Below are 12906 nucleotides of genomic sequence, written 5' to 3'. Positions count from 1 at the left end.
CCTCCATTTCCTTAAAATCCTGAATCTTAAAAAAACAGTCCAACCTCTTTTTTCTTTCTTTTCTTTTCCTATATTGTCCTAAATTTGACAAGTCATAAATTAACAGGTCATGCACTTTGGTGAAAGGATAAGAGAGCTGCGAGAAAGCCAGGGGCTTTTGCAACGGCAGTTAGCCGCCAGTCTTGAAATAGACACCCCCATGTTCAGTAAAATTGAACGTGGTGAACGGAAAGCAAAACGGGAACAGGTAGAGTTGTTAGCTTCTTTGCTTCATGCCAACTTATCTGATTTGCTCAGGATTTGGCTGGCAGACCAGATAATAGATTTAGTCAAAGACGAGCCACAGGCAAGTGAAGCATTAAAAACCGCATTAAAAGAGATAAAGAAAGATGAGCATTAATATCCTCAAATACGAATCAGACGTTTGGCGCACAGCCGATTTATTGATTGGTGCTGGAATCAAACAGAGTGATTTCCCCAAATACATGATGCCCTATTTCGCCCTGCTTATGGTCGAAAGTAGATTGATTCGGGAAGCCGCCCGATTGGAAGAAGAAATAGGCAAAGACAATATTGATGATTTTGTAGAGATGTTCCAGCTCGAAGGATTGGGATATAATGACTACCTGATCCGCAAGGGTAAAACACTCAAAGACATTTGCAAGAATGACAAGACCTTTGATATTGACTTCCATGCCTATCTGAAATCATTCGACCCGGAAACCAAGTATTTGTTAGGGGTTGACAAAGGCACAGAGGAAGAAAAGTTCCTCGACATTTCAGGCGTAAGCGGTCAGCTAAAAAAGAAGCGCATCTTGTTTGAAACGCTCAAGGCTTGGAGTGAAATTGACCTTACCCCATTCAACAACTCTGAAATCACCACCCTTGAAGAACACATCAAACGTAAGTGGGCGGATATTTCAGCAGAAACCGCAGGGGAACAGTACACCCCTGACGACATCATTTCATTGATTTCCGAACTCATTGCCTCCAAAATTGAAGACAATGGCAAGTTCCTCACCATCTATGACCCTACCTGTGGAGGTGGAAACTTACTTTTTGGCGTAGAGGATAAAATCAAAGAGAAATTCAAACGCCCTACCAAAACATTCGGTGAAGACTGGAGCGATAGCCTTTACGCTTTGGCTAAGATTGAAAGCCGTTTCAGGGCTGATTCTGAAATCAAATACGGCAATACCCTCACCAATATTTCTTTCATCGAGAAACGCTTTGATATAGTGGTAGCCAACCCACCTTACGGTGTGGATTGGAAAGGCTACCAAAAGGACATTCAAAACGATACTACCGAACGATTTGTAGCCCTGCCTTCTATTTCAGACGGGCAGTTCCTTTTCACGCAGCACATTTTGTATCAATTAGCCAATGACGGCCTTTCAGTAGTCGTTCACAATGGCTCTACATTGTTTAGTGGTGATGCGGGAAGCGGTGAAAGCACCATCCGTAAACATTTCTTTGACAATGATTGGGTGGAAGCCATCATTCAAATGCCAACGGATGAATTTTTCAACACGGGCATTTACACCTACTTATGGGTATTCAACAAGAACAAGCCAGCCGACCGCAAAGACAAAGTAATCCTCATCAATGCCAGTGAGCTATACGAACCGCTCAAAAAAAGTAAGGGTAAGAAGCGCAAGCAGATGAACCCTGATAACAGAGCTGAGATTGTAAAAGCCTTCACCGAGTTTCAGGACAATGCCTTTTGCAAGGTGTTTGACAAATGGCATTTCTATTACAACCGCCAAAGCATTATGCTTACCAATGTGGATGTAAACGGCAAGTTCCTTGAAATGCCCATGAAGGAAAACCGAGCGGGTGAAATGGTAGAAGAAAAATCCATCAAACTCAGTCCGGTAAAGATTACCGTAAAGGATGATGCAGGTACTACCACCATCGACAATTTTGAAATCACCGACTTTGATAAAGCCAAATACAAGTCATTAGAAGTAAGGTTCAATGAGGAGGTAAAACCCAACATAGCAGCCCTGGACTACAAGGAGCAGCAACTCAAAGTAGTGACCAAGAAAGCAACCTACTGGTATGATGAAGATAAAGAAACCATCATAGAGGAAAAAGGAGGCAAACAAACCGAATTGGGTTGTGGTAAAATCGTTATCAAAGCAGCTTACAAGAAACCCACCAAAACCAAAGGGGCTTGCATAGCCATTACGGTAGAGCTGACCAAAGACCTGCAAAAGGATTACGAAATTATCCCCTACTCACCAGATGAAACCGAAAACCAGCAATGGATTGCCGATTTCATGGCAAAGTATGTCACTAAGCCTTTTGAATACGTGGATAATGTGATTGGGGTAGAAATCAACTTTAATAAGGTGTTCTACACACCTGAGAAGCTACGGGAAGTTTCAGCTATCAGTATTGATTTGAAGTCTTTAGAAGATGAATTGGCAAACTTGGAAACAGATTTAACTCTATGAATGATATGTTAAGTAATAGGGATTTAAGCCAAGATAATAAAGACCGAATTACTGTCAGACTAAAAGATCTTGGGACTTTGCAAAATGGGATTAGCAAAGGAAAGGACTATTTCGGTGAAGGATTTCCCTTCGTTAGTTACGGTAATGTTTATAACGACAGCATTCAGCTTGATGAAATTAAAACCTTAGCAAATTCGACCACAGAAGATCAAAAGCAATACTCAGTACAGGAAGGAGATGTTTTCTTTACAAGAACATCAGAAACAATCGATGAAATAGGCATCTCAGCAACTGCGCAAACAACAATCCCAAATGCTATATTTTCTGGATTCGTAATAAGATTGCGCCCTAACAAAAGGCTGATCAAAAAAGAATACTCAAAGTATTTTTTCAAGGCAGATGTTAATAGACAATTTCTTAGCAGAGAGATAAATCTGGTTACAAGAGCTTCATTGAGCCAAAACACTTTAAGTAATCTTCCAGTAATTCTTCCTGACTTTAAAGAACAAACCGCCATTGCTGAATACCTCGACACCAAAACCCAAGCCATTGATAAGAAAGTAAACCTATTGGAAAAGAAAATAGGCTACCATCAGGAGTTGAGAAAAAACCTTATCAATGAATCAGTTACACAGGGTATTGATAAAAATGTAGAGTTACAAACCAGCGAGCTTGGTTTTAAAACTCCCAAAAATTGGCTCAGATACCGTCTTAAAGATTTGGGTTCTTTGTACAGCGGTCTTTCAGGTAAAAGCGGTGATGATTTTAACCAAGACGATAACCCGGATAACAAAGGCTTTATTCCATTCACAAACATTGCAAACAATACCTATTTGAAGCGGGATCATTTGGGTACGGTAGTAGTCAATGAAGGTGAGAAACAGAATCGGGTAAGAAAGGGAGATATTTTCTTCCTGATGAGTTCAGAGGGATATGAAGATATTGGCAAATCAGCCGCCTTAGCGGAAGACATAGAAGAAACCTATCTCAATAGCTTTTGCAAAGGCTATCGGGTAAACCCTCGTAAAACCAACCCCTACTTCCTGAACTACCTGATGCTTTCAGACTATTACAGACAGTTGCTAATTGTGGAGGGCAAAGGTTTTACCCGCATCAATTTGAAAATGGAGAAGGTCAACGACTTTTTGGTGTACATCCCTGATACGCTTTCTGCTCAGGATGAAATCGTAAAATTCTTGGATGCCAAACTCGACACCATCGCCAAAATCATTGCAAACATTCAAACCCAGATAACCACCCTCAAAGAGCTTCGCAAAACGCTCATCAATGATGTGGTTACTGGTAAAATCAAGGTAAGCCATGAGTAAAACGTTCAACATATATTGTGACGAGAGTTGCCATATAGAGCATGACCACAAGCCCTATATGTTTTTGGGTTCTATCAGTGCGGCTTACAATCAGGTAAAGCTACATACTGAAAACATCAAAGAGCTAAAGGCCAAGCACCATTTTTACGGTGAGATAAAATGGACTAATGTTTCCAAGTCAAAGTTTCATTTCTACATGGAACTGGTAGAGTACTTCTTTGCCACAGACCTGAAGTTCAGAACCGTAGGTGTGGACAAAAGCAAAATCAACAATGAAGCCTTCGGGTGTTCGTATGATGATTTCTACTACAAGATGTATTACTACCTCTTGAACCACAACCTGAATAGCCTTTACAATTACAATGTGTACCTGGACATAAAAGATACGCTGAGTGCCTACAAGGTGAATAAGCTGAAAGACATTCTGAACACCAAATTTGGCGTATTCAGGAATGTGCAAAATATCCGCTCACATGAGAGCTTGTTGATGCAACTGACAGACTTTATGATGGGTGCTATCAGCTACCAGCACAATAATGAAGCGAAGGAGAATCAGGCCAAAGCCCATATTATCAGGAAAATACAGCAACACTCAGGCGACAGCCTGATGAAGACCAATTATTCCGAGAAGTTGAACCTGTTTTTTATAGAATTACAGTAAGCCATGCCATTTAATCTGTTAAAGACATACAATCAATTATTGGAACTGGCAGGGTTCAATGAACACCAGAGGAGGCAGTCGCTCATGGGCATTTTCGACCGTGACTTTACCAACAATCCCAACCTGCGGTTTCGCAATATTCAAATTACCCCTACTCCTCAGGATGGGGCAATAGAAATGGCCACCTTGTTCACCCACCTCACTACCGTGATAGTGGACAAGGCAACACGGGCAAGGGAATTTGACATACATAGAAGCCTACGGCTTCATTGGGTACGTTTTCATATAGACTGCCGCAAGCAGGAAGATATGCTCCATTTTTCTGTAAAAGAGCCGGAAGGAATCAGGACTTATATCTATGACATACCGGAAAAATACGTGGTGGTTTTAGAACCAAAACCTGCCCAAAACGTCTATTTCCTCCTTACTGCCTACCATTTGCAGGGGAAGGATTCACAAAGGGATAAAATTTTGAAAAAATATAAGAGGAGGCTGAATGAGATACACTAAAAAAGCAAAAAACGCAGAGCTTCTTGGCTTGCGTTTTCCGATTTCCTTCTTTCGAATGAAAGATGAACTCGCTGCAAATGTATGCAATGAAAACGGATTTTCCAAGCCTAAGGTTCATTTTCATGCACCCTCCCACACAACGCAAGTAGTATGAAAGAGTTAGACTTACAAGATAAATACCTCATTAACTTCCTTTGCGAGCGGCCTGATGGCCTTCGCTACAAGGAAGCCAAGGCAAACACCGTTTCACCTCAATTCTTCATTATTGAGGATTTGAAGCATTTCATTTCAGAAACCGAACTGAATAAGGGCAACTACAAAAAATTGCTCAAGAAGTTCCCGAGCGAAAAAGACCTCCTAAACGCTTTTACACTGTTCCTGGACGAGAAGATAAAATCATCCATGAACATGGCTGTTTTCATCAATACCAATAAGTCAGTAACCTTTGAAGGCGTTAAGCTGCATTTGTTCTATCCAAGCGGTAGCGAGTTTGAGGAAGACAAGTTGTTTGAGCAGAATATCTTTTCGGTAGTTCAGGAGCTTCCGTATTCTTTCAAGTATGAAGGCAAGCAGTATTTCTCTTTCCGTCCTGATTTGTCCTTTTTCCTCAATGGTATCTTCTTAGGATATAGCGAACTCAAAAGCAATTGGAACAACCAGACTTCCATGAAGAACGGACGAATGAAAGTAGTGAAAGACTACCTCAGTGCCGTTCAGGAATACCTCACCATTGCCGATAAAAACGACCTGTCGCAAACCATCCGAAAAGACTTTCTGAAAATCTATGAGAAGGCCATTCATATTACCTCTACGGATATTGCCGAAACCTATGTCATCCGCAATATTTCAAAACACTTTGATGAAATCAAAAACACGGTATTGAATGGCAGCTATGATTTTGAACAGTACGAAAAGAAAGTGTTGAAGGATTTTAAGCCTTACCCACTCAAAAACCGTGAAGGTTCTAAAACAGAACGCTTTGAAGAGGTTTTCAAAGCCCTGTACGATAAGAAGATGGTAGAGAAAGAAATCCTCTACTACAACTTCATTGAACGTGAGCTTATCAAAAAGGAAGGCAGCAAAACAAAAGAGTACAAGCATAATGATGGTAGGCTGATAAGTCCAAGACCAAAGCAGAAATTCGGTACAGATAAAATCCTTGCCAAAATCAATGAGTTTCTGGAGCATGAAGATGAACCTGACTACTTCATCAAAAAACTGGAAACAGAATTAAGAGCCAAAGGTATAGGCGAAGGACAGATAAAAGAACTGGTTGCCAAACGCCAGAAATACCAAAACAATAAAACCGTGTATTCCCTCCTGATGCAGTACGCAGCAGGATTCGGGAAAAGTAACATCATTGGCTGGACAGCACTCCAACTCAAAGACCTTCGCAAAGAGGGTGGGTATGTCTATGACAAAGTGATGTTGGTAGTGGACAGGTTGCAGCTTCGTGACCAGTTGGATTCCAAACTGCACAACATGAATATTCAAAAGGGAATGTTCATTGAAGCCACCGACAAGAAAAGTTTCATCACTGCCCTCAGCAGCGACAAACGCATAGTAGTTGTCAACCTGCAAAAGTTCACCTCGGTAGATAATATTCTGGATGCTTCAGTAGTGAAGAAGCTATCCAAAATGAGAATTGCATTTCTGATTGATGAAATCCACAGAAGCAACAGCGGTGTGCAGCATGAAGAAATGATAAGCGTATTTGACGAGCTGCAAAGCAGCTTCGACCAAAGTAAAGAGTATCAACAGCAGCAAACCAAAAAGAACCTCATCGTAGGTTTTACAGCAACTCCAAGTGACCACACCTTAGCCCGATTCGGAGAGTTCAATAAATATGCGGAATCAGAGAAAATCTGGATTCCGTTCGATAGCTACACCATGCGGGAAGCTATTGAGGACGGCTATATCCTGAACCCTATCAAAGGCATAGTGCCTGTTTCGGCAAAGATGTATTTCGAGATACCCGACAATGAACTGGAAGGATTTGAAGGTGATTTGGGTTACGGCTTTGAGGAAATACCGGATGATACCGACACGGGTATAGATGAATACGGAAAGAAATATGCCATTCGTAAAAAGAAAATCTATCTCAATACACAGCGTATTGAAGCCATATCCAAGTTCATTGTAGAACGCTTGGTAAGTTCCGTTTACCACAATATCAGAGGTTCAGCCAAAGCAATGTTGGCGGTTTCATCCATCCCGGCAGCTATCAAATACAAAGGATTTATTGATAAGTATTATGCGGAGCTTGTAAAAGAGAAGAAATACGAACGTTTTGAGGAAGCACCCATCTATATTGTTTATTCAGACAGTCAAGAACACAGAAGCGCAAGCGGCCTAAATGGTGGTTTGAGTGAAGAAAAAGTCCTTCAAAACTTCGCTATCAAAAAGAACGGCTTAATCATCGTAGTTGATAAGCTGCAAACAGGATTTGATGAACCGAAATTGCATACCCTCTTTTTGGATAAAGAAATCAGGGGTATCAATGCTATTCAAACCATATCAAGGGTAAACAGAACCACCAAGTACAAGAATGACTGCAAGATTATTGACTTCTCTTACAAGAATGTCAATGTAAAAAATATCAAAGCAGCCTTTGAGCATTTCAGCAATGTAGTAGTATCTGATTTTAATCCATTGGGTGATGAAGAAAAGTTGGCTGACTTGTATAAGGAGCTGAACACACATTCCGTATTCAAAACCCATTTTCCAAAGTTCAAGGAATATCACACAACCAACCCGGATATTTCCAGTATTGTAGCGCTTGAAGATGCACTGGATGAATACATACGCAATCAAAAAGACGAATCCAAAAAGCTCAAGGAAAAGGTATTGGGCTATTTCAAAATCCTCAACCTCATTGAGTTTGTCATCGACTTAGACCCTAAGTATAGCGAGAAGTTATTGCTGGACTTTTGGCGTAAATACAACATGCTCTATAATCAAATCAACAAGCAGGTTGAGATTATTGATGATGTTGAAATCTATTTCGATAACCGCATCGGTATCGTTGCACCCAAAGAGCCAAAGGATAAAGGCAACAAGCCCAAGAATCCAAGTCCTACTAATCCGGGTCAGCCCAACAAGTACAAATACAACATTCTTAAAGTCATTGAAAAACGCAATCAGGAAGAAGAAGCCATTGCCGAACTAATCGCAGACTTTGAGAAGAAAATAACCTCCCTGTTTGAGTTTATTAAGCAGGATGAAACAGGTCAGCGTTTAATTGCCAAAATCAATGATGATGGCTCTGCCTTTTCGCAGGATGAAATCTATTCAGACTTCACAAAACTGTACCGCAAGTTCACCATTAAGAACAAAGACCTGGGCGATTTCTTCATTCGTGAAACGAAAGACAACATGAATCAAATATGTGATGATTTCGAGCGAACGCTGTATAAGCCTTCGACCACCGACCCAATCTTGGGAATGGCAGCAGAACCGGAATCAGATTATGAAAAAAATAAGCATTAATGGAAAACAGTCTTACACCGAATCAAAGCGAATTTTTGCTCTACGTTTCCCAAAGTGGAGATATAAAGGTAGATGTATTGCTGCATGATGAAACAGTATGGCTCACCCAAAAGGGTATGCAGGAGTTGTTTGAAAAAGCAAAGTCCACCATATCAGAGCACATCAAAAATGTATTTGAAGAGGGAGAATTAAACGAAGAAGTGGTTGTTCGGGATTTCCGAACTACCAGTCCTCATGGAGCCATTGAAGGTAAAACACAGGAAAATACGGTTAAGTATTACAATCTGGACGTCATTATTTCAGTTGGCTATCGGGTCAAATCGCAACGGGGTACACAGTTCCGTATCTGGGCTACTAAAGTATTGCGGGAATACATTATCAAAGGCTTTGCTATGGACGACCAACGCCTAAAGCAAGGTTCTGCACTCTTTGGCAAAGATTACTTTGATGAATTACTGGAACGTATCAGAGAGATACGAGCCAGTGAAAGACGCTTCTACCAGAAAATAACCGACATCTATGCGCAATGCAGCATAGACTATGATCCCAAAGCTGAGATAACACAAATTTTTTACAAAACTGTACAAAACAAACTCCATTGGGCTATTACTGGCCATACAGCAGCCGAAATTATCAAAGAAAGAGCCAATGCAGCTAAACCTTTTATGGGTTTAACTACATGGAAAAATGCCCCCCAAGGTAAAATCCTAAAAACAGATGTTTCGGTAGCTAAAAACTACCTGAATGAAAAAGAGATCCGGGACCTCAACCGAATAGTGACCATGTATCTGGACTTTGCCGAGCTACAAGCTGAACGGCAAGTTCCAATGAAAATGACAGATTGGGTAGCTCGTTTAGATGCATTCCTTCAATTCAATGAGTATAATGTATTAAAAGACGCAGGTAAAATTTCAGCCACTATTGCCAAGCAATTAGCTGAAAAGGAATATAATAAATTCAGAGTAGTTCAGGACAAGAATTTTGAATCCGACTTTGATAAGGAAGTAAAGCGAATTACTAAAAAGGGGAAAAACAAAAAATGATGTAAAATGCCTAAACACTGTTTCAACATACTAACATTCAATCACCCGAGCGAATCGCTCACCTTCTATTTTTCCGAGAAGGAGCAAGAAGGAACCACACGAATCCATAAATCATTGGTTCCTGATGAGGTCATTGATAAGTATGGAGAGCAGGAGCATTACTACACATCGTTTTGCCAAGAAATCGGAGGTTTCATTCCAGTCACTAAGCAAACTACACCAACCTATGAGAAAATCGCTACCGAAGAAGGAATTGAAAAATCTGTTCAAGTTTCTGATTCGGCTTTCTCCTCACGTATTCTAAAAAGGTATTATAACTCGTTAATCCATAACCACTTCAAATCAAAAGGCTGTTTGGTAAAGCCTAATTTTGTGAGGGATACAGAAGTTTGGCTAAAAAGTGATGACCAAGACAAAGAAGGGCTTTATAAAACCTTCGATAAATTTACGCTGAGAGTCCAATTCAAAACCGTATCAAAGGAACTTGAATTACTTGTGACATTTGAAGGCAAGTCTAAGATTTTTAAAACTCCTGTATCGTCCTTATTTGAAGAAGTACCTCAGAAAGCTTTCAATTGGGTTGTTTTTGATAGATGCCTTTACCACTATGATGAATTACCAGAAGAGGCAAGAAGGCAGTATGATCATGTTTATCCGATATGGAATTTTGAAATCCGTGATGCACTGCACCAGTCCACTGAGGCTCCCGACAAAACCAACAAATACAAAAAATTCAAAACTGCAATAGATAAATTTTACCGCCAATACCTGAATACTTCAGAGTTCAAAGCAATTATTCCATTGACTTCTAATGGCTTTATTGAGGTAGATGAAAAAAGAATAGGTTCAGTAGAAAAGGCAAGTAATAAACTAATCTTTGGTGAGCAAAATCTTCATGTTGTCCCTTTCAGTGGAATATCTAAACACGGGCCATTTGCGCTTAGTCCAGCAGTAAAAATCCATTTCTTTTTCATTCTTCATGAAGATGATAGAGAAGTGGCTGCTACTATTCATCGTTACCTTAATGGTGATTTCTCAACATTCAAAGGCCTTACCAAATTCATAAGTACACCATATCATCCAGACAAAAACTTAGCAATCTATTTCAATAACAGAGAGAATCCTTGGCCGGAACTCTACGACCAAATCAACGATAAAGACTTTGACCCGGACATTCAGCATTTAGCAATATACATAAGCCCAATAAGCAAGAATGTACCTGTCAAATCTCAGCGATTGGTTTACTATAAGCTAAAAGAGCTACTTCTAAAAAAGGGGGTATCTTCTCAGGTCATTGATCCCGAAAAGGTCATTACCAACAACAAGTACCACTATAGCCTTCCGAATATCGCTATTGCGATTCTCGCAAAGCTCAATGGCATTCCTTGGAGATTAAACACCAAACCAAAAAACGAACTTGTAGTAGGTGTAGGTGCTTTCAAACATACTGATATTGACGTTCAATATATTGGCAGTGCTTTTAGCTTCTCTAATACAGGAAAATTTAATCGCTTTGAATGCTTTCAGAAAGACCAGACAAAAGAGTTGGCAGGTTCCATTCTCAGAGCAGTTAAGGATTATGTCAGCGTAAATTCAGAAATCAGTCGCTTAATCATCCACTTCTACAAGGAAATGAATAAAGATGAGGTTGAGCCGATTGAAAAAGGATTGAAGGAATTAAAGCTGAAAATCCCCGTCTTTATCGTAGCAATCAACAAAACGGAATCCTCCGATATTGTTGCCTTCGATATGGGTTGGAAAGATTTGATGCCTGTAAGCGGTACGTTCATCAAATTGAGCTACAATCGATTTTTGCTTTTCAATAATACCAGGTATTCCGCATCAGAGTTCAATTTCAATGATGGTTTTTCATTTCCGGTAAAGCTCAAAATTAATTGCTCCAATCCTGAATTGGTGGATGATTACAAAACAGTCAAAGAGCTTATCGATCAAGTGTATCAGTTCAGCCGTATGTACTGGAAATCAGTAAGACAACAGAACTTACCAGTTACCATCAAATACCCTGAAATGGTCGCAGAAATGCTCCCTCATTTTGATGGCAATGAAATACCTGAATTTGGAAAAGACAACCTTTGGTTTTTATAATGGACAGAATAGAAGAAATATTTAAAATTAAGGACGTAAAGCCGACTGCTGTAAGGATAGTAGTACTGCGCTACCTATTAGAGCAAAAGAAAGCACAGTCTTTAAAAGACATTGAAGTTGGTCTCGATCAAACAGACAGAAGTTCAATTTTTCGCACACTAAAAACTTTTGAAGATCATAAGGTGATCCATAGCATCGAAGATGGCTCAGGGATGACCAAGTATGCTGTATGTGTAGAAGGCTGCAATTGCGATCCAGAAGACCTTCATTATCATTTCTATTGCACTTCATGTGAAATGACTTTTTGCCTTTTAGACCACCCTATTCCTTTAGTCAATCTACCAAATAATTTTAAAATGGCACAAGCTAACATGGTCATTAAAGGATTATGCGATAAGTGTAACCAATAACCTTTGCAATCGGGTTGCACTATCACTTCTTTATATTTGTGACCAATGAAGTATTTATCTTTGATATTCGCCACGTTTACGCTGATGCTCTCCACAGTCCCTATTGAGGGAGCTTGTCGTAGTAACTCGTATGATGGTGTTTACAACTACTCAAATACAGAATCTAGTCAGCAGGAGAGCGGAAATCAGGATAACGAAAATTGCCCCCCACTCTGTGGTTGTCAATGTAGTCATGTACATGCAATCTCTTTTGGAAACAATAGGGTAATTATCAATCTGGTATTTGCGGATAATAATAAGTTGCCCAGAAACTACAACAATGGTATTTCTTTTAATTTAATAAATGCCGTTTGGCATCCCCCAAAGTTTTCCTAAAAGGTTATTGCTTACTTATTCAAAGGTATTAACACATGTGATTTTCAAGTCACATGTGTTATATTCAATAACCACCACTACGCCTACTGTCCAATAGAACAGTACGGCTTGTATTTCCAAATCAACATGTTTAAAAGTCATAAACATCAGGACTTCTTTATCAAGAGATCCTGATAAAAGTAAAGCTATGATTAATCAAATAATTTCGTTTTCAATAAAAAACAAGCTTATTATTGGCCTGCTCACGCTGGCGCTCATTGGGGTCGGGATATACTCCATGTCCACCGTCAATCTGGGCTCTGTACCCGACATTACCAATAATCAAGTGCAGGTAATTACTGTATCAGAAAACCTGGCCACTGAGGATATCGAACAGTTTGTTACTTACCCTGTAGAGTTGGCCATGGGCAACCTGCCGGGAGTAGATGAAATCCGTTCTGTTTCGAGGTTCGGCCTCTCTGTCGTTACCATTGTTTTTGAAGACGATATGGGTACCTATCTGCCCCGCCAACTGGTACAGGAAAA

The 12906-nt window shown here is 40.0% G+C and carries 11 protein-coding genes; all 11 read left to right on the top strand.

Going from position 1 to position 12906, the window contains the following annotated elements:
- Nucleotides 1-109 precede the first annotated feature (109 nt).
- Nucleotides 110-400 carry a helix-turn-helix domain-containing protein gene (locus tag IEV85_RS23550; RefSeq protein ID WP_188467730.1) on the top strand — a complete coding sequence of 97 codons (291 nt, stop codon included), beginning with the start codon at nucleotides 110-112 and terminating at the stop codon, nucleotides 398-400.
- Nucleotides 401-509: 109 nt separating this feature from the next.
- The gene (locus IEV85_RS23545; RefSeq protein ID WP_229712712.1) at nucleotides 510-2459 is read left to right on the top strand and encodes an HsdM family class I SAM-dependent methyltransferase; all 1950 of its coding nucleotides are present in this window, start codon (nucleotides 510-512) and stop codon (nucleotides 2457-2459) included.
- Complete coding sequence (locus tag IEV85_RS23540) at nucleotides 2456-3787, top strand: restriction endonuclease subunit S (RefSeq protein ID WP_229712711.1); 1332 nt, start codon at nucleotides 2456-2458, stop codon at nucleotides 3785-3787. The genes IEV85_RS23545 and IEV85_RS23540 overlap by 4 nt, the downstream gene beginning before the upstream one ends.
- The gene (locus tag IEV85_RS23535; RefSeq protein WP_188467727.1) at nucleotides 3780-4448 is read left to right on the top strand and encodes a DUF3800 domain-containing protein; all 669 of its coding nucleotides are present in this window, start codon (nucleotides 3780-3782) and stop codon (nucleotides 4446-4448) included. The genes IEV85_RS23540 and IEV85_RS23535 overlap by 8 nt, the downstream gene beginning before the upstream one ends.
- 3 nt (nucleotides 4449-4451) lie before the next feature.
- Entirely contained in the window at nucleotides 4452-4958 is a 507-nt protein-coding gene (locus tag IEV85_RS23530; protein WP_188467726.1) for a hypothetical protein, read from the top strand.
- A 150-nt stretch (nucleotides 4959-5108) separates the two neighbouring features.
- Nucleotides 5109-8447 carry a DEAD/DEAH box helicase family protein gene (locus tag IEV85_RS23525; protein ID WP_188467725.1) on the top strand — a complete coding sequence of 1113 codons (3339 nt, stop codon included), beginning with the start codon at nucleotides 5109-5111 and terminating at the stop codon, nucleotides 8445-8447.
- Nucleotides 8447-9490: a virulence RhuM family protein gene (locus IEV85_RS23520; RefSeq protein WP_188467724.1), complete on the top strand. Its 1044-nt coding sequence runs from the start codon at nucleotides 8447-8449 to the stop codon at nucleotides 9488-9490. Before IEV85_RS23525 ends, IEV85_RS23520 begins: the two co-directional genes overlap by 1 nt.
- Nucleotides 9491-9496: 6 nt before the next feature.
- Entirely contained in the window at nucleotides 9497-11596 is a 2100-nt protein-coding gene (locus tag IEV85_RS23515; RefSeq protein ID WP_188467723.1) for a Piwi domain-containing protein, read from the top strand.
- The gene (locus IEV85_RS23510) at nucleotides 11596-12006 is read left to right on the top strand and encodes a Fur family transcriptional regulator (RefSeq protein ID WP_188467722.1); all 411 of its coding nucleotides are present in this window, start codon (nucleotides 11596-11598) and stop codon (nucleotides 12004-12006) included. The genes IEV85_RS23515 and IEV85_RS23510 overlap by 1 nt, the downstream gene beginning before the upstream one ends.
- 45 nt (nucleotides 12007-12051) lie before the next feature.
- Nucleotides 12052-12381, top strand: a complete 330-nt coding sequence (locus IEV85_RS23505; RefSeq protein WP_014022289.1) for a DUF6660 family protein — start codon at nucleotides 12052-12054, stop codon at nucleotides 12379-12381.
- A 187-nt stretch (nucleotides 12382-12568) separates the two neighbouring features.
- The coding region (locus tag IEV85_RS23500; protein ID WP_188467721.1) for an efflux RND transporter permease subunit at nucleotides 12569-12906 on the top strand (338 nt) is incomplete at its 3' end.

Origin of the sequence: Marivirga lumbricoides (assembly GCF_014636295.1) — a bacterium.
Taxonomy (GTDB): domain Bacteria; phylum Bacteroidota; class Bacteroidia; order Cytophagales; family Cyclobacteriaceae; genus Marivirga; species Marivirga lumbricoides.
This window is presented reverse-complemented; position numbering and strand designations above follow the sequence as displayed.

What these genes read in the sequence shown, in the direction of transcription:
- IEV85_RS23550 (WP_188467730.1), top strand. Translation starts at nt 110, where the DNA reads ATGCACTTTGGTGAAAGGATAAGAGAGCTGCGAGAAAGCCAGGGGCTT.
- IEV85_RS23545 (WP_229712712.1), top strand. Translation starts at nt 510, where the DNA reads ATGGTCGAAAGTAGATTGATTCGGGAAGCCGCCCGATTGGAAGAAGAA.
- IEV85_RS23540 (WP_229712711.1), top strand. Translation starts at nt 2,456, where the DNA reads ATGAATGATATGTTAAGTAATAGGGATTTAAGCCAAGATAATAAAGAC.
- IEV85_RS23535 (WP_188467727.1), top strand. Translation starts at nt 3,780, where the DNA reads ATGAGTAAAACGTTCAACATATATTGTGACGAGAGTTGCCATATAGAG.
- IEV85_RS23530 (WP_188467726.1), top strand. Translation starts at nt 4,452, where the DNA reads ATGCCATTTAATCTGTTAAAGACATACAATCAATTATTGGAACTGGCA.
- IEV85_RS23525 (WP_188467725.1), top strand. Translation starts at nt 5,109, where the DNA reads ATGAAAGAGTTAGACTTACAAGATAAATACCTCATTAACTTCCTTTGC.
- IEV85_RS23520 (WP_188467724.1), top strand. Translation starts at nt 8,447, where the DNA reads ATGGAAAACAGTCTTACACCGAATCAAAGCGAATTTTTGCTCTACGTT.
- IEV85_RS23515 (WP_188467723.1), top strand. Translation starts at nt 9,497, where the DNA reads ATGCCTAAACACTGTTTCAACATACTAACATTCAATCACCCGAGCGAA.
- IEV85_RS23510 (WP_188467722.1), top strand. Translation starts at nt 11,596, where the DNA reads ATGGACAGAATAGAAGAAATATTTAAAATTAAGGACGTAAAGCCGACT.
- IEV85_RS23505 (WP_014022289.1), top strand. Translation starts at nt 12,052, where the DNA reads ATGAAGTATTTATCTTTGATATTCGCCACGTTTACGCTGATGCTCTCC.